Source organism: Thermostichus sp. MS-CIW-34 (assembly GCF_054060435.1).
In genome coordinates this window covers 40,816-56,119 of the sequence record NZ_JBSSDE010000012.1, presented here as the reverse complement: position 1 = coordinate 56,119, position 15,304 = coordinate 40,816, and the positions used below count along the sequence as shown (strand labels likewise).

Genomic DNA, 15,304 nt, shown 5'->3' with positions numbered 1-15,304 from the left:
GACATGGTTTCCTCCTCTTCCCCCTCCTGCAATCTTAGGAGTTTGCTGGAGCGGCTCCTGGAGCTGCGGCAGCAGGTTGTAGAGGGATCCCAGAAATACTTGGCCGCTTGGGGCTGCCTTACGAGCCCTCCTGCGGCCATCCACAACCTGGCGCGCTACCTGGCGCTGCGCCAACAGGATCTGCGCAGCTTGCAACTGGAGCTGGCGGCTGCGGGGCTGTCCTCGCTGGGGCGCTGTGAGTCGCGGGTTCTGGAGGGCCTGGATGCGGTGATTGCTATTTTGGCAGCCACCCAGGGTTTGACCCATACGGCACCCAGCTATGAAGAGTTTTACGCCGGGGATACGGCACTAGAGCAGCACGCCGAGGCGCTGTTTGGCCCCCCTTCTCCCCATCGCCGCGCGCGCATCATGGTGACCCTGCCCAGCGAAGCCGCCGAGCAGCCGGAGCTGTTGCTGCAGTTGTTGGAGCGGGGCATGAACGTGGCCCGCATCAACTGCGCCCACGACGAGCCCTCGGTGTGGGAGAAAATGGTGGCCCACTTGCGCCAGGCCGAAGCCCAGACCCAACGGCGTTGCAAGATTTTGCTGGACCTGGCTGGCCCCAAGATCCGCACCGGCCCAGTGGCCATGCCCCCCGGCAAAACCAAGGTGTACCGCGGGGATCGCATCCTGCTCACCGCGAAGGTTCCTGAGGCCAGCGCCGATATCTCCTGCCAGGTGACCTGCAGCCTGCCGGAGGTTTTGGCGCACCTGCAGGTAGGGGCAAGTGTTTGGATCGACGACGGCAAAATCGGCGCCCGCGTGGTAAGGATCGAGCCGGCAGGCGTGGTGCTGGAGGTGGACAAAGTTGCCCCTCAGGGCAAGAAGTTGCGAGCAGAAAAAGGCCTCAATTTTCGTAAACTACCCGGCTCCGACCGCTAAGCGGTACGGAGCGGGCTTTCAGTAGCCCTGAGCCTGCTCTGCTCTACCAGAGAACAAAACAAGCCCGGACCTCTAGGCTGGTTTACGACAGCCCCCAAGAGCGCAATCACATTCGCACCATTCAAATCCGCATCCCCTTCCCATCCACAGTGCCCACACTTGAACGACTTGCCACTGCGGTAGGATTGCGCAGGATCGGGATGGATATGCAAACACTTGTGGCAGGTCTGCGACGTGTAGGCGGGCGGCACAAGAATCAGAGAAACCCCTGCAACCCTCGCCTTGTATTCCAGAAACTGGCGTAGTTGGTAGAACGCCCAACTGTTGGTTCTGCGCCGTTCGGCCTTGTTGCGCGGCTGTTGATTGACTCTTTCACGGATCCCTGTCAGGTCTTCCAGAGCGATAGCGCTGTTGGTAGCTTTTGCCCTAGAGACAATAGCTTTAGAGATGCGATGATTGACCCACACTTGAAAGCGTCTCTCCTTGCCAGACAGCCGTTGCAACAGTTCTCTGCATCTGCGCCGCGAACTGCGGGTGCCCTTACTGGCTTTGCGTTGGAGTACCGCCCTCAACCGGGAGTAGTGGTCTCGGACTCGGTTCAACTGTTGTCCATTCCAATTGTCCCCGTCTGACGTATGAGCAATATCCGTCCTTCCCAAGTCCACCCCGATCACCTTGTCGGTATCTTGTTGTTTGGGTGTTTTTTCCTCTACGCAAATCTGGATGTAGTAGGAGCCATCTTTGCGCTTGACCAGGGTGGCAGCTTTGGGGTTGGAACCAGCCAGCATCCCACGCTGGTAGTTGCCAATGGCTAGTTCAAAGCGTTCTCTCCCTTCCACCGTGGTCAGCGACACCGTCCAGTCTTTTTGACGGAACGAAAAGATGCGAGCGTCGTAGGTAGCGAAGCCCCCTTTGAACGCTTTGACGGGGCGGTTTTTCTGTTGGGCAACTTTACGGGCGCCGGCCAGCCGTCTGCAGACCTGCTGAGCCAAGTTACTGGACAAGTCGAACCGGGCTCGAATCTCGTAGTAGCAAAGGGATTGCAGCTTGACCGCGTTGACGATCTTCTCCGGCGTGTTCTGGTTGACCCAATTCAAGGCTTGGCCAAAAGCCTCCATCGTCGCGTCCAATTTGGCGGCTTGCGACTGGGGTACCTTGAGCTTGCAGGAGACGGTCAGGACTTGGGTCATGGTTATATTGTAACCTCGCATTCCTCCCGGCACTGACCCTATGGGTACAGTGCGGGGCTCCTGCGATTTCTAGCTGACAGTCAGCTCCAGATCCGTTCCCTTACCGACAAAGACTGCCAAGACCTGGACTTTGTGGTGCGGCATGCCGACTTGGTGGGCTATTCCTTTGTCCAGCAGCCAGCGGACTTGCAGTTGCTGGTTTCTGAGCTGGAGCGGCGGCAGGCTCGCCCCGATTTGGGCTTGATCCTCAAGATGGAAACGCAGCGGGCGGTAAAAAATCTGCCGGCCTTGATCGCGACCGTTGCCGGCTGCCGGCCCCTGGGGGTGATGATTGCCCGTGGCGATCTGGCTGTGGAGATCGGTTGGCTGCGCTTGGGCGAGATCCAGGAGGAACTGCTGTGGATCTGCGAGGCAGCCCAGGTGCCGGTGGTCTGGGCTACCCAGGTGCTGGATCAGCTCACCAAGGAGGGCTTGCCCTCGCGGCCTGAGCTTTCCGATGCGGTGATGTCTGCCCGCGCCGAATGTGTGATGCTCAACAAGGGCCCCTACCTGCTGGAGGCGGTTGCCCTCCTGGACGAGCTGCTGGCTCGGATGCAGACCCACCAGCACAAGAAAAGCCAACGCCTGCGAGCTCTGTACTCCTGGAGGTGACCTGGAGCTGCCCTAGAGACGGAACTTCTCCCCCAGGTAATACTTGCGCACCAAGGGATCCGCCGCCAGCTCCGCCGCCGTGCCCTTGGCCAAAATGGCCCCGTCGTTGAGGATATAGGCCCGGTCGGTGATCTCCAGCGTCTCCCGCACGTTGTGGTCAGTAATCAAAACACCGATGCCCCGTTGCTTGAGCTTGGCCACCACCTCCTGAATATCCGCCACCGCGATGGGATCCACCCCCGCAAAGGGCTCATCCAGCAGCAGAAATTTCGGCCCGTGGATCCCAGCGGCCAAGGCACGGGCGATCTCCGCTCGGCGACGCTCCCCCCCCGATACCTGCAGGCCCAGGCTGTGGGCCACGTGGGCGATGCGAAACTCCTCCAGCAGTTGGTTGAGCCGCTGCTGCCAGAGGCGGCGAGGCACCCCCGTTTGCTCCATGATCAGCAGCAGGTTGTCTTGGATGCTGAGGCGACGAAAAATACTCGGCTCCTGGGCCAGGTAGCCGATCCCCAATTGGGCCCGGCGATGCATGGGCAGGTGGGTGATGTCTTGGTCATCCAACCAGACATGGCCGCGGTTGGGCTGGATCAGGCCAGTCATGATGTAGAACGTGGTGGTTTTCCCCGCCCCATTGGGGCCCAGGAGCCCCACGATTTCCCCCTGCTGAATGTTCAGGCTAACGTCGCTCACCACCTCACGGCGGCCATAGCGCTTACAGATGTTTTCTAAGTAGATCTGCATAGGGCCGGCACAGGGCTGCTGATCAATGCTTACTGATTCTGTAGGGCTGATTCTCTCCAACCGACAGGGATCCCGGCTGCCGCAGCGCACAGGCTACTTCCTCAAAGATGCCCCAAACCCCGCCCACAATCCAGGGGAGTGTAGGCAAAGTGGATCCCTCTCAAGCCAACCGGAGGGATCCTTAATGGGGTTCTCATATAGCTCACGGCAACTGCTCGCCCCCCTCAAAATGGGATCATTTCACTAGGGGATCCCTGGCCTTCCCATGCTTCGCTGCCCAGCTTGCTACTGGCTCAACTCCAACTCCGATTATCGCTGTCGTCGCTGTGGGCACTTTTTGCGCCATCGCCCGCTTCCTGTTGTCGAGAAACTCAACCCAAGAAGGCCAACAACCAGCCCTGCCGGCTGGCGGGAAATCCGCTGGGATCGCGTCCTGACTTCCTCGGCAATACTCGGGGTTTTGGTGGGGTTGGGGCAACTGTCTTGGCATTGGGTGCAGCCGCTGCTCAAAGATCCACCCCTTCCCAGTGTTGGCAACGGCCCGGCAGCTTCGGGACGATAGGACTCCAAACGTCATCCCGCCCTGAGAGAGCCTGCTATCAGGTGGGCCAGACAGACCTGCGGAGTGGCCGAAGCCAGAAGATGCCACTATCATGTGACCAGCGCAGAACCATCCCCCTCTGCTGTGTCCCTTCACGTAAACCTTCAAAATTGTGAGGCTTGGTAACCATGAACCTCAATCTCAAAGTTCCCGCCATTTGGGCACTACTGGCCACGGCAGCCTTGGCTTCCTCTGCCGCAGCCACAACCTACAACTCTTGTTTTATGCGCTACCTCATGGCTTCCCGCACCTGTCCCAACTGCCGCCTGGGATCCATTGAGCTGAGCAATCTGGATTTGGCGGAGGCCAATTTCAGCGGTTCCGATCTCATCGAGGCCAATCTGGAGCGCACCATCTTGACGGGCGCCGATCTCAGCCAGTCTTACCTGGTGGGGGCCAATTTGCGGCGGGCTCAATTGGGGGGAGCCAACCTGAGTGGCGCTTACCTGGAGGGGGCAGACTTGCGGGGGGCCAACCTGCGGGGGGCCGATCTCTCTTCTGCATCCCTGTACGGCGCCGACTTGCGGGGGGCCGATCTACGCGACGCCAACCTGGTTGGGGCTGACCTGCGCTTTGCTCGCACCTGGGGCGCACGCCTGCAGGGTGCCGTTCGGGAATAGTGCCAAAGGCCGAAGCCAGCTTCCCCTCTCCCTCTCTGGGAGAGGGACTAATGAATAACGCGTACTAATTGCGTAATGCGGATGGCGAGACTCGAACTCGCAAGGCAAAGCCACACGCCCCTCAAACGTGCGCGTATACCAATTCCGCCACATCCGCTTCCGAGCCTAACCATCATAGCGACAGAGGGGTGGAGTTGTTAAGGGCATTGGCCATTTTGCAGCTATGGCTTGTCCTGCCTCGGCAAAGTTAAGGCAACTCCACCGACGTGGGCTTGGAAGCGTGGGGCAGTCCCCACCCCAACTTCTCTCGCATAACCCGGAAAAATTCCGGTCGGCGCAGGCGCATCAAATCTGTCCAATAGGGGGCACGTACCACCCGAATCTGGTCTTCCGGCATGATGTAGCAGCCGGCATTTCCATCTACCACCAAAACCAGTGGCTGAGGGGTAACGGGGCTAATCCATACCTCCTCCGAATCGGGGAAGACCAAGGCCCGCGACGCCATGGAATGGGGGCAGATGGGAATCAGCTGCAAAACCGGCACCCCCGGTGTGATCACCGGCCCACCCGCCGAGAGGGCATAGGCCGTCGAGCCGGTGGGAGTAGCCAAGATGACTCCGTCGGCAGCCACATCCAGAGGTGAGTGATCCCCGATGGTGATCTCGAAGTGGCACATGCTGGTCAAAGGCTCGCGGTGCAACACCATCTCGTTTAAGCTCAAGACCTCCCAGCGCAATTCTTGCCCTCGGTAGGCTTGCACCAGCAACATGCTGCGGCGATCCAGGGTGTATTCCCCGGCAATGGCGGCACTGGCTGCCTCTTCTAGGTGAGGAAGGTAGGTCTCCGTCAGAAAGCCCAGATGGCCCGTATTCACCGCCAACAAGGGGATCCCTTTGGGGGCCAGTTGCCGTGCTGCTGCCAGGACGGTGCCATCTCCCCCCAACACCACCGCAAACTTCATGGTTTGATCAAATCCAGCCGGGGCCAGGCTATCTACTTTGGTCAGGCAGATGGGGCTGTCGGGCTTGGCATAACCGAGGATACCGCCCCAGTTGGGGGCCACACAGACTTCCCAGCCCTGCTCCTGAAACCAGCGGGCTAGGGTTTCGCTGCTGCGTTTGGCGGCGGGTTTGGCGTCGTTGTAGAGGATCCCGGCTTTGGGCTTGGTCATGGGCAATGGGAAGGCAGAGGTGCCAAAACTCTATCAGTTCTGCAGGCCCCTCTGCTGGCCAGGTGATCCATTCCACAATTTCTGCCAGCAGACTTCGCTGATACATTGACGCTGAACAAGACGGGTAGCTTGCACGGCGAGGCCATACACTGCTGCCCGGGGCTGCAGCGATTGCATCCTGCTCGTTGCCAATCGGCAGCTTAACCCTGGCAGGGCAAGAAGCTACGAGAAGCTACGAGGAAAAACGAGTGACGGCAGGTTGGAACGAGTACCTCAATCGACAGGGCGACCCCGGTACATCAGTCGGTACTTCACCTGCGGGGTCAAGTCTTTTTGCCCTGGATCCCCTTCCGCGGTGATGGGTTGTGGAGGGGCGGTGGGAGAGTGGGCGCTCGGCTGCGGGGGAGGGGTGGAAGAAGATGTACGGCTGACCTCCGCCGGCCATAAGCCCGCTTGCTTCAGAGCCCTGTGGAGCGCCTCCGTGTCAATAGGCAAAAACCACCTGGCAGCCTCGTAAATCCGTTCGAGGGAGTGGAGAAGGTCGCCGGCCTCCGCCAAGCCAGGGATCACATCTGCTGCCCCCTGATAAATTGCCCAGCGCCGCTCTGCAGGCTCGATGTGGCGGCGGGGGTGATGAGTCAGGATAACAGGGATGTTGGGCAGCTTACTTTGGCACTCTCGACAAAAGGCATAGGGGTTAAACAGCCCCGTCGTCATGTCCACCACCATCAGATCCAGCGGCTGGCTTGTTGCCGCCTCTAGCAGATCTTCACGTGGGGAAATCGGCACCACAGAGTGCCCCTGAGACTCCAGCCCCAACTGCCAGAGATGAGATTGCAAGGGCTGGCCCTGAGCTAGCAGTATGGTTTTTCTCACAGTGGATGGAGATATGCGAGTAGAAGGAAAGGCAAAGGCTTGCACCACTTAATAATCCGTCGTACGCCAGAATCTTGTGCGGGGCGTAATGTAGCATTCTTAGGGGAAGCAAATGGTAACCGGATATACAGATATACAAGTGTTGCGGTTTAAGCCCGACGCTCCATACCCTTAAACCTGGATCCCCAGCAGCCGACAGCCAATTTCTGGGTGCGGCCTGTCCAATGGCCTCAATGTTTCTCCTGCTCAACCCAATCCGGGATCCCTTCTTTCTCACTTTCCAATTCAGCTTGCAGGGCCTGCAACTCTTCTGGGGAGAGGGAGCGGAGCCTCTCTTGAATCTGCTGGGTCTCGAAGCTGGCCCATTGAGCCTTCAGGGTCATTTCCCCACGCAGCACCCGCTTCAGGTAGCCAAAAGTCCACCCCAAGCAGGCCAATAGAAGCACCACGCTCGATATCTGCTGCGCGGCCCCCGTATCCAAGCCCGCCCAAAGCAGCAGGCCGTAGAGGATCCCTCCCCCCAGCAGCAGGGCCAAGCCTATGCCAAGAACGTCCAATCTGCGCATGGCTCAGTGGATCGACAAACGGCTGACCTTACAGCGACCGAGGCTTGGGCCGAAACGTCATGAAGGGAGCCAAGAGCACCATGCCGGGAAAGAAAAACAAGACCAAGAAAAACATCAGCACCTTTTCCCAAGCACTGCCTGAAGTCCAGCGTTTGTCCACGTACAGCAGAGACAACAGAGGCAGCACCAGCAAATAGAGAACAGCCAAACCGGCATAAGTTAACCCAATCAACGATGTAGTAGAAGCCATGTCGAGTGCGCTCCGCAGCTATTTGACCTGTGTCCAGCAAGTCTAACAGCATTGTTAACGGCATTGTGAAGAGATTTGTCGGCTGAAGGAAGTCGGTAACTCGGCCAACTGACTACAAGCTGGTGCTGATCGCCCCAACGGGGCAGGTGGGTACGCACTGTTCGCACATGACGCAGCGGTTGCGAGAGAACTCCAGCTTCCAGCTGGGAGCAGAAATCTTCAGGGCCTCGGTTGGGCAAACTCCCGTACACAATCCACAGTCCACGCACAAGTCTGGGTCGATTTGAATTTCCTTGGCCCGTTCAGTCACCTCAATGCCCAAAGACTGTACCCATTCCAATCCTGCTTCCACCTGGTCGATATCCCCCGACAGCTCCACCACCAAAGTACCCACTTCGTTGGGGGCTACCCTGGCGCGCACGATATTGGCAGCCACATCGAAGTCTTTGGCCAACCGATAGGTGAGAGGCACATTCACCAAATGGCGGGGGAAAATGAGGGTGACTCGTTTGCGCACGGATCTTGAGTGTTTTGAGTGCAGCAACTTCCTTCAGTATGGCAGGCTTGTGAGGTTCAGTTTGGCCGTGAATGCAGCTCACTTCCACCCTCCACAGGACACCCAAGGCGAACCCCACAGCGGTAGGGCGGGGCTTTGAACCCAGTTTTTCGGTGAGCTCAGCTTCTTGGGAAGATCACCAGAGGCAGCGCGTGAGACAACGGCGCCATTATCAGCGTGCCCCTCTCACCAAAAGCTATCTGTGGAAGCCGACCCAGAGCCTGCCACAATAGGATGGAGAGCGTCCCCGATCCCTATGAACCCATCTTTTGCTCAGCCCCGCCTCAACTCAGAGCAGTACCGCCAGATGCTGGTGCGGGATGGCGAACGTCGCTTCCGCGAGTGGCACACTGCCTTCCTCAAGTATCAACAGCAGTTTTTGCAAGAGATGAAGCAACTGCGTCTCCAGGGTTCTTTGCATCGCTGAATGGTTAATGCCCACTGTCCCCACCTTGCACCCGCTGCCAGTCTTCTCCAAGCCCGATCCCTCCCCAAGGCCTACGGCCTCCCAAGGCGAACGGCAAGAAACCTTGGAATTGCTGGAGTGGCCCCGCCTTTGTCAGCACTTGGCCACCTTTGCGGCCACACCCTTGGGCCGCCGCGCCTGCTTGGAGCTGGATCCCTGGCAGAGCCGCGCCGACAGCGAAGCCTACCTTGAGCAGACGGAAGAGGCGATCCGCCTCGATCGCACACAGGCGGGGGGCCTTTCCATGGCAGGGATCCACAACTTGCTGCCGGCTTTGGAACGGGCCGAACGGGGGGGGATCCTGAGCGGGGAAGAGCTGGTGCAGATCGCTACAACTCTGGGGGCAGCCCGCCGCATCCGCCGCCTGATCGATGATCATGACCATCTGCCCCACCTGCAGGCCTGGGTGAGCAACCTGCGCACCTACCCGGAGCTGGAGCAGGAGATCTTCCGCTGCCTGGAGGAGCATGGTGAGGTGCGGGACAGCGCCAGCCCTACCCTTGCGGATCTGCGCCAGCAGCAGCGGCGGCAACGCAGCCAGATCCAAGAGCAGCTGCAACAATTGATGAGCCAGTATCCCCAGGCGCTGCAGGATACCCTGATTGGCCAGCGGCAGGGACGGTTTGTCCTGATGATCAAGGCCACCCATCGGGATCTCATCCGCGGCCTTGTGCACGACAGCTCTGCCAGTGGAGCCACCCTCTATGTGGAGCCCTACGCTGTGGTGGAACTGGGCAACCGCTGGCGAGAAACCCAAGCTCAGATTCAGGCGGAGGAAGAGCGGATCTTGGCCGCGCTCTCGGCTCAGGTGGCAGCCGTGGCCACCGATCTGGAGCATCTGCAGGGGGTGATGGTGGGGTTGGATGTGGCTCTGGCTCGGGGTCGCTACAGCCTCTGGCTGGAGGGCAATCGTCCCCAGTTTGTCTCGGCAGGATTGCGCCTGCGTCAGGCCAAGCACCCCCTGCTGCTCTGGCAGTCCCGCGCCGCTGCCCCTTCGGAGGGTCAAGGCTCTGCCGTTGTCCCCATCGACTTCACCCTCGCGGACTCCATTCGTGTCGTGGTTATCACCGGCCCCAACACCGGCGGCAAAACCGTTGCCTTGAAAACCCTGGGGCTGTTGGTGCTCATGGCCAAGGCGGGGATCTTCCTGCCGGCTCAGGATCCGCCCCAGCTGCCTTGGTTCGACGGGGTTTACGCCGACATTGGGGACGAGCAGTCGCTGCAACAAAATCTCTCCACCTTTTCGGGGCACATCCGCCGCATCAGCCGCATCGTGCAGGCCCTGCAGTCTGCTCCGGAGCCGGCCCTTGTCCTGTTGGATGAGGTGGGGGCGGGCACGGATCCCACCGAAGGAGCTGCCCTGGCGGCTGGGCTATTGGAGTACCTCTCGGAAAGGGCACTGCTCACCCTGGCTACCACCCACTACGGCGAGCTAAAGGCCCTGAAATACCAACATCCCGGCTTTGAAAATGCCTCGGTGGAGTTCGACGAGGTCACCCTGGCCCCCACCTATCGCCTCTTGTGGGGGATCCCAGGCCGCTCCAACGCCTTGGCCATTGCCCAACGGCTGCAGTTGGATCCAGAGATTCTGCGGCGGGCCCAGCGGCACCTGCAAGGGGAAAGCCAGGTGGATAGGGTCATTGCCGGCCTGGAAGCGCAGCGGGCTCAATTGGAAGAGCGGGCGGCCCAGGTGGGATCCCTGCATCGAGAGCTGGAGAGCCTACATCAACAAATGCAGCAGCGCAGCCGCCAAATCGCCGAGCGAGAAGCCCGGCTGGAGCAGAAGCAAAACCAAGAACTGCAAGCCCTGTTGGCTGCTGCCCGTCAGGAAGTGGCTGCCGCCATCCGCAAATTGCAGCAGGGAGAGGATCCCCAACGCATTACTGCCGAGCTGGCGCAAATCCAGCAGCGCTACTCTCCCCCACCGCCGCCCGTGGATATGGAGTTTGTGCCAGAGGTGGGAGATCGGGTGCGGCTGAGAGGCTTGGGGCAGACGGGAGAGGTGATCGCCATCGAAGGAGATGTATATGTAGTGCGCAGCGGCATCCTCAAATTCACAGTGCCACGGGGACAGTTGGATCCCATCGATGAACACCAGGCCAAGCAACGCCAACGCCCCAAAGCCCCACCTCCCTCCCCTGCAGCCACCGCTCCCCTGAACCTGCGCACCAGCCAGAACACCCTCGATCTGAGGGGGAAAACCGTTGCTGATGCTGAGGCCATTCTGGAACAGCACTTTGCCCAAGCTCCTCCCGGCCCGGTTTGGATCATCCACGGCCACGGCACAGGGCGCCTGAAAGCCGGCGTCCAGGCTTATCTCCAAAATCACCCGCGCGTTCAGCGTTTTTCAGCCGCTGATCCCGAAGACGGCGGTACTGGAGTGACTGTGGCTCATTTACAGTGAGGCTTGTACAGTGAGGCTTGCCAGTGCCAGAAGGGAGTAGGGGTGGTCGCGTTGGCATTCTCGAGTCGGAGACCGGACAAGTGCCGGGCAATGTCTCAAGCTTGACTGTGGAGCACTGCCGCTGCTGAGCTGACGGGCTGGGATCCCTTCTGTTGCCGCTGGCTTTGCCAGAGCCAGTAGCCCCGCACCAGTTGGCTATCCCCAATGAGCTTCAACATCACCGCCACCGTTGCACCTGTCCAACTGAGAGGCCCAAAGGCGGCGCCTGCTGCTGCCAACAGCGCCAACCCAGAAAGATTTAGCCCCAAGCCTTGCACCCACATCCACAAGACAGTCTCGCGCTCTGACATCTGTCAGCTCCTAGAGGAGCATGACTCTAGTCAATAATAAGCTCAACTATACTGAAAGTAATGTATAATATGTTCAGTACGGATTACTACCAGTTGATCTTTCTGTTTACTTTCGAGTCTGCCAACATGGTAGCCAAAGCAAAGCAGAAAATTGGTAGTAAGACGACACGGAAACTGCGCTTTGGGTATTCTACTCAAAGCTTTGCGGGATACCGCCATTCTGTTTGGACTCCGTCCCGCTAACGCGAATGGAAACAAACAGAATGCTATCGCTGCATAGTTGAACAGTGATGTTCAGCAGTGTTCAGCGTAAATGTATCAGAAATAGGATAGCCCTACTGTCCTGAATCTGAGCAGAGACGGGGATGGGGTTGAGCCTTGACACCGCTGCCCAAAGCTGCACACTTGGGGGGGGCGGTACTCCCTAGGGATTGGCTGCTTGACTCATCCACTCCTGCAATCGGGCCAGGGCCAGCCGCTTTTGGGCGGCAGAGCGTACCGTACCCTCCGTGAGCCGATTGAAGCCATGCACCAACCCCTTGCCCCCCAAAGCCACCAGCGTTACCCGATGGGTTTGCCCTGGCTCAAAACGCACTGCGTTGCCGGAAGGGATGTTGAGGCGCATGCCAAAGCTGGCGGCGCGATCGAAAACCAGGGCTCGGTTCACCTCAAAAAAGTGAAAATGGGATCCCACCTGAATGGGCCGATCCCCTCGGTTGGTAACCTCCAGGGTCACGGTGGCCCGTCCGACGTTGGCTTGGATGGGATCCTCTGCCAGCAACAGTTCCCCTGGGATTAGGGCTGGCTCCGCGTTGGCGCCAGGCGTGGTTTTGGATTTGCGGCCAGAGGGCATGGGGACAACCTCCTGAAGTTTTTCGGTCTTTGGAGCATCTGGGGGATCCCTAGCGAATGGGGTGGTGTAGGGTAACCAGCTTGGTTCCGTCGGGGAAAGTAGCCTCCACTTGAATTTCCGGGATCATCTCTGGGATCCCGGGCATCACGTCCTCGCGGGTCAGCCACGTCAGCCCCTCGCTCATCAATTGGGCGACTGTTTTCCCCTCCCGCGCCCCTTCCAAGACTGCTGCGCTCAAGTAGGCCACCGCCTCAGGGTAATTGAGTTTGAGGCCCCGCTGCCGCCGATCCCGAGCCAACTGGGCAGCCAGGTAGATCAACAACTTGTCTTTCTCCTGGGGGGATAAGTACATGGGGCAACCTCAAAGATAAAAAAGGATACAAAGAGGACAGCAGCAGGCCCAGTTGGCCTAGAGTTGACCGAACTCATGCGCAGAAATCCCCAGTCTTGGCGCAGCGGACTGTTGCTACGCAACAAGGTGGCTAGCCGTAGTTCATCTTCTACCACCTCTGGGCAAAAAAGGGGAGCCCAGGCTACAAGAGATTTCACTCTCTCCTGCACAAGCAGCAGTCTCAACCTCTTCCGACATCGGGTTTTGCAGCTTCCTTCCTAGGCAACCCGCTATATAAAGAGTAACAATAGATGCATATAGATTAGAAGATGTAAAAGTCTGTCTGGATTCCTATCTCAGCTCTGAGTTGGTTTATCCTGGAGCAATTTACCGGCTCTGTATTAACAGTTTTCTTTGATAGGCGTTGACTGGGTTCTTTTGATCGGCTATGAAACTCGAACTGACTCCCCGCCAGCGGAAGATTCTCTGGGCGACAGTGCGTAGCTACATTGCTACAGCTGAACCTGTCGGTTCCAAAACCTTGGCCCAGTCCTATAACTTTGGGGTGAGCACGGCCACCATTCGCAACGACTTGGCCACCCTTGAGCAAGTGGGATTGCTGTTTCAGCCTCACACCTCCGCCGGACGGGTTCCTTCCGACTTTGGCTATCGGGTTTATGTCAACGATTTGTTGACCTCTGCCAACAGCGGTGGGATCCCCCACGATGCTCCTCAGCCGGATCCCCATCCCGCTCTGCAACAGTTGATGGATCAGCTTGGCCGTGAGCTGGGAGACGACCTAGACAGCCTCCTGCAAAGGGTAGCTCAGCTTTTGGCCCATCTGAGCGGTTGCATTGCTCTCATCACTCCTCCTCAGGGGCCGGTGGTAGCCATTCATCATGTGCAGTTGGTGTCGGTAGCGCCAGGGCGGGTGATGGTGTTGGTGGTAACCGACTCCTATCAAACCCATTCAGCTCTGGTCAGCCCCCCCGACTGGCCCAGCGACTCCCGAGAGGATTTGGAAGATGAATTGCAATTGCTCAGCAACTTTCTCACCCTGAAGCTGCGGGGCAAAACCTTTGCCGAGTTGCAGGATCTGAGCTGGCTGAAACTGGATGAAGAATTTCGTACCTACGGCCATTGGCTCCAGCAACTGCTGCGCTCGGTGGTGCAACGCTGTCTACAGCCCTCTCTGGGGCAGGTGTTCAGTGCCGGTATGGCCGAGTTGATGCGTCAGCCGGAGTTTTCCCAGGCCCGGCAGGTGCAGGCAGTGATGCAGTTGATCGAGGAGGGAGCCAAGCAACTTCAGGGGATGATTGGGCTCCATTTTGCCGATGGGGGTTTGCCCTCTCTGCCGAGCTCAACGGAGATGGATCAGGAGTCGGGACAGTCTGCCCGCAAGACCCCGGTGATCATCTACATTGGCAGCGAGAATCCACTGGAGTCTCTGCACCACTGTACGGTTATCGCCTCCACTTACCACCGTCGCTCAGCTCCTCTGGGTACGGTCACCTTGCTGGGGCCGACCCGAATGGCCTACGAGCGCAGCATTGCTGCTGTGCAGGCGGTGGCCTCTCATCTGACCCGAGCTCTTGCCTAAGGGATCCCATGAAGGCAGGCAGGGTCTGGGTTGCACCTGAGCAATAGCAAGCTGTGGCCAGGCTCTCTCCTCTCCACCTGCGGGTACAGTGCGCCATTCGGCAGCGGCAACTTCTTCACCCTGGCCAGCGGCTGCTGGTGGCTTTTTCGGGCGGGCAAGATTCTTTTTGCCTGCTCCAGATCTTGCGGGATTTGCAGCCTCGCTGGGGCTGGCAGCTCTTCGTTTTGCATTGCGATCACCGCTGGTCGGCAGATGAAACGGAGTGTGCCCGCTTTTTGCAGGGGTGGCTGCAGCAGCAGGGACTGCCTCATGCTGTTGAGACTGCGGATCCCATCCGCCGAGACGAAGCAGGGGCCAGGGCTTGGCGCTACCAACAACTGGAGAAATGGGCCCGCACCTGGGACTGCAGCGCCGTGGTGATGGGGCATACGGCCAGCGACCGGGCCGAGACATTTTTATGGAACTTGCTGCGAGGGACAGGAGCCGCCGGGCTGAGCAGCCTAGATTGGCAGCGTCGCCTGGACGACCGGGATCCCACCTCTGCCCAGATGGTGCGACCCCTGCTGGGTCTATACCGTTGGGAAACCGAACAATTTTGCCAGCAGCACCAATTGCCGGTCTGGCCGGATCGCAGCAACCAAGATCTGGCCCATTGCCGCAACCGTCTCCGCCTGGAGGTGATGCCCTACTTGAAGCAGCACTTTAATCCGCAACTGGAAGCGGCCCTGAATCGGGCTGCCACGCTGCTCCAAGCAGAACATGAGCTGGTGGTAGCCCAAGCAGCTCAGCTATGGCAGCAGGTGTATGAGCCCGCTTTGCCAGGGCTGCGACGGGATCCCTTGCGGGCTGCCCCCTTGGCTCTGCAGCGGCAGGTGATGTTTCAATTTTTGTCTTTGGTGCTGCCCCACCACCCCACCTTTGACCAGGTAGAAGCCGGGATCCAGCTCTTAAAAGCAGACCGAGGCAGCCGTAGCCCCGATTATCCAGGTGGGCACTGGCTGGAAGTGAAAGGGGATCACTTGGTTTGTTTCCATTAATTTTTCCATTAATTCCACTTCCCCGAAGGGAAGCGACTGATTCATTAATAGTAAGTATCACCACTGATTGTGGCAATACTTGGATACGATTAGCATCTTATGGTAATAATACAGGCCCGA

Annotated in this window: 17 protein-coding genes, 1 tRNA gene and 1 pseudogene; 8 read left to right on the top strand and 11 right to left on the bottom strand. The window is 58.9% G+C overall.

Annotation, left to right across the window (positions count from 1 at the left end):
• Positions 1 to 3: 3 nt before the first annotated feature.
• On the top strand, positions 4 to 921 hold the full coding sequence (locus ACVWYY_RS06175) for a pyruvate kinase (RefSeq protein WP_457404351.1): 918 nt from the start codon (positions 4 to 6) through the stop codon (positions 919 to 921).
• On the opposite strand, the gene ACVWYY_RS06170 is transcribed toward ACVWYY_RS06175, so the two are convergent.
• The gene (locus ACVWYY_RS06170) at positions 918 to 2,111 is read right to left on the bottom strand and encodes an RNA-guided endonuclease InsQ/TnpB family protein (protein WP_457439883.1); all 1,194 of its coding nucleotides are present in this window, start codon (positions 2,109 to 2,111) and stop codon (positions 918 to 920) included. The two genes, ACVWYY_RS06175 and ACVWYY_RS06170, sit on opposite strands and share 4 nt — an antisense overlap.
• Positions 2,112 to 2,186: 75 nt before the next feature.
• Between ACVWYY_RS06170 and ACVWYY_RS06165 the strand changes: the two are divergent.
• A pseudogene (locus tag ACVWYY_RS06165) lies at positions 2,187 to 2,762 on the top strand (pyruvate kinase); the annotation flags it as partial.
• A gap of 12 nt (positions 2,763 to 2,774) precedes the next feature.
• Here ACVWYY_RS06165 and lptB read toward each other — a convergent pair.
• The gene (gene lptB, locus ACVWYY_RS06160) at positions 2,775 to 3,503 is read right to left on the bottom strand and encodes an LPS export ABC transporter ATP-binding protein (RefSeq protein ID WP_011433949.1); all 729 of its coding nucleotides are present in this window, start codon (positions 3,501 to 3,503) and stop codon (positions 2,775 to 2,777) included.
• Positions 3,504 to 3,768: 265 nt separating this feature from the next.
• On the opposite strand from lptB, the gene ACVWYY_RS06155 reads away from it, so the two are divergent.
• Both ACVWYY_RS06155 and ACVWYY_RS06150 read left to right on the top strand, forming a co-directional pair.
• Positions 3,769 to 4,065, top strand: a complete 297-nt coding sequence (locus tag ACVWYY_RS06155) for a hypothetical protein (RefSeq protein WP_457439881.1) — start codon at positions 3,769 to 3,771, stop codon at positions 4,063 to 4,065.
• A 167-nt stretch (positions 4,066 to 4,232) separates the two neighbouring features.
• Positions 4,233 to 4,724 carry a pentapeptide repeat-containing protein gene (locus tag ACVWYY_RS06150; protein ID WP_041436730.1) on the top strand — a complete coding sequence of 164 codons (492 nt, stop codon included), beginning with the start codon at positions 4,233 to 4,235 and terminating at the stop codon, positions 4,722 to 4,724.
• A gap of 76 nt (positions 4,725 to 4,800) precedes the next feature.
• Here the strand turns inward: ACVWYY_RS06150 and ACVWYY_RS06145 are convergent.
• The 6 genes from ACVWYY_RS06145 to ACVWYY_RS06120 form a co-directional block, all read right to left on the bottom strand.
• Positions 4,801 to 4,881, bottom strand: a tRNA-Leu gene (locus tag ACVWYY_RS06145).
• A gap of 90 nt (positions 4,882 to 4,971) precedes the next feature.
• On the bottom strand, positions 4,972 to 5,895 hold the full coding sequence (locus ACVWYY_RS06140) for an NAD(+) kinase (RefSeq protein WP_011433945.1): 924 nt from the start codon (positions 5,893 to 5,895) through the stop codon (positions 4,972 to 4,974).
• A gap of 273 nt (positions 5,896 to 6,168) precedes the next feature.
• Positions 6,169 to 6,735, bottom strand: a complete 567-nt coding sequence (locus tag ACVWYY_RS06135; RefSeq protein ID WP_457439879.1) for a response regulator — start codon at positions 6,733 to 6,735, stop codon at positions 6,169 to 6,171.
• 266 nt (positions 6,736 to 7,001) lie between these two features.
• Entirely contained in the window at positions 7,002 to 7,337 is a 336-nt protein-coding gene (locus tag ACVWYY_RS06130; protein WP_414391043.1) for a DUF3007 family protein, read from the bottom strand.
• Positions 7,338 to 7,365: 28 nt separating this feature from the next.
• Positions 7,366 to 7,587 carry an NAD(P)H-quinone oxidoreductase subunit L gene (ndhL, locus tag ACVWYY_RS06125; protein ID WP_414331907.1) on the bottom strand — a complete coding sequence of 74 codons (222 nt, stop codon included), beginning with the start codon at positions 7,585 to 7,587 and terminating at the stop codon, positions 7,366 to 7,368.
• A gap of 112 nt (positions 7,588 to 7,699) precedes the next feature.
• Complete coding sequence (locus tag ACVWYY_RS06120; protein WP_414331905.1) at positions 7,700 to 8,104, bottom strand: NIL domain-containing protein; 405 nt, start codon at positions 8,102 to 8,104, stop codon at positions 7,700 to 7,702.
• A 295-nt stretch (positions 8,105 to 8,399) separates the two neighbouring features.
• Between ACVWYY_RS06120 and ACVWYY_RS06115 the strand changes: the two genes are divergently transcribed.
• Both ACVWYY_RS06115 and ACVWYY_RS06110 read left to right on the top strand, forming a co-directional pair.
• Entirely contained in the window at positions 8,400 to 8,570 is a 171-nt protein-coding gene (locus tag ACVWYY_RS06115; RefSeq protein WP_187147233.1) for a hypothetical protein, read from the top strand.
• 7 nt (positions 8,571 to 8,577) lie between these two features.
• A complete protein-coding gene (locus tag ACVWYY_RS06110) occupies positions 8,578 to 11,013 on the top strand; it encodes an endonuclease MutS2 (protein ID WP_457439877.1) in 2,436 nt (811 codons plus the stop codon).
• 95 nt (positions 11,014 to 11,108) lie between these two features.
• Here ACVWYY_RS06110 and ACVWYY_RS06105 read toward each other — a convergent pair whose 3' ends face one another.
• From ACVWYY_RS06105 to ACVWYY_RS06095, 3 genes are all read right to left on the bottom strand, one after another.
• Complete coding sequence (locus ACVWYY_RS06105) at positions 11,109 to 11,363, bottom strand: hypothetical protein (RefSeq protein ID WP_011433939.1); 255 nt, start codon at positions 11,361 to 11,363, stop codon at positions 11,109 to 11,111.
• A 424-nt stretch (positions 11,364 to 11,787) separates the two neighbouring features.
• Positions 11,788 to 12,216, bottom strand: coding sequence for an urease subunit beta (locus ACVWYY_RS06100; RefSeq protein WP_457439875.1), 429 nt, complete (start codon positions 12,214 to 12,216; stop codon positions 11,788 to 11,790).
• 49 nt (positions 12,217 to 12,265) lie between these two features.
• Positions 12,266 to 12,568: an urease subunit gamma gene (locus ACVWYY_RS06095; protein WP_011433938.1), complete on the bottom strand. Its 303-nt coding sequence runs from the start codon at positions 12,566 to 12,568 to the stop codon at positions 12,266 to 12,268.
• A 427-nt stretch (positions 12,569 to 12,995) separates the two neighbouring features.
• On the opposite strand from ACVWYY_RS06095, the gene hrcA reads away from it, so the two are divergent.
• A complete protein-coding gene (hrcA, locus tag ACVWYY_RS06090; protein WP_414344420.1) occupies positions 12,996 to 14,147 on the top strand; it encodes a heat-inducible transcriptional repressor HrcA in 1,152 nt (383 codons plus the stop codon).
• Between the two features lie 53 nt (positions 14,148 to 14,200).
• Positions 14,201 to 15,184, top strand: coding sequence for a tRNA lysidine(34) synthetase TilS (gene tilS / locus ACVWYY_RS06085; RefSeq protein ID WP_457439873.1), 984 nt, complete (start codon positions 14,201 to 14,203; stop codon positions 15,182 to 15,184).
• The last annotated feature ends 120 nt before the right edge of the window (positions 15,185 to 15,304 follow it).

Coding starts and splice junctions, on each gene's coding strand:
- ACVWYY_RS06175 (WP_457404351.1), top strand. CDS start 4: ATGGTTTCCTCCTCTTCCCCCTCCTGCAATCTTAGGAGTTTGCTGGAG.
- ACVWYY_RS06170 (WP_457439883.1), bottom strand. CDS start 2,111: ATGACCCAAGTCCTGACCGTCTCCTGCAAGCTCAAGGTACCCCAGTCG.
- lptB (WP_011433949.1), bottom strand. CDS start 3,503: ATGCAGATCTACTTAGAAAACATCTGTAAGCGCTATGGCCGCCGTGAG.
- ACVWYY_RS06155 (WP_457439881.1), top strand. CDS start 3,769: ATGCTTCGCTGCCCAGCTTGCTACTGGCTCAACTCCAACTCCGATTAT.
- ACVWYY_RS06150 (WP_041436730.1), top strand. CDS start 4,233: ATGAACCTCAATCTCAAAGTTCCCGCCATTTGGGCACTACTGGCCACG.
- ACVWYY_RS06140 (WP_011433945.1), bottom strand. CDS start 5,895: ATGACCAAGCCCAAAGCCGGGATCCTCTACAACGACGCCAAACCCGCC.
- ACVWYY_RS06130 (WP_414391043.1), bottom strand. CDS start 7,337: ATGCGCAGATTGGACGTTCTTGGCATAGGCTTGGCCCTGCTGCTGGGG.
- ndhL (WP_414331907.1), bottom strand. CDS start 7,587: ATGGCTTCTACTACATCGTTGATTGGGTTAACTTATGCCGGTTTGGCT.
- ACVWYY_RS06115 (WP_187147233.1), top strand. CDS start 8,400: ATGAACCCATCTTTTGCTCAGCCCCGCCTCAACTCAGAGCAGTACCGC.
- ACVWYY_RS06110 (WP_457439877.1), top strand. CDS start 8,578: ATGCCCACTGTCCCCACCTTGCACCCGCTGCCAGTCTTCTCCAAGCCC.
- ACVWYY_RS06105 (WP_011433939.1), bottom strand. CDS start 11,363: ATGTCAGAGCGCGAGACTGTCTTGTGGATGTGGGTGCAAGGCTTGGGG.
- ACVWYY_RS06100 (WP_457439875.1), bottom strand. CDS start 12,216: ATGCCCTCTGGCCGCAAATCCAAAACCACGCCTGGCGCCAACGCGGAG.
- ACVWYY_RS06095 (WP_011433938.1), bottom strand. CDS start 12,568: ATGTACTTATCCCCCCAGGAGAAAGACAAGTTGTTGATCTACCTGGCT.
- hrcA (WP_414344420.1), top strand. CDS start 12,996: ATGAAACTCGAACTGACTCCCCGCCAGCGGAAGATTCTCTGGGCGACA.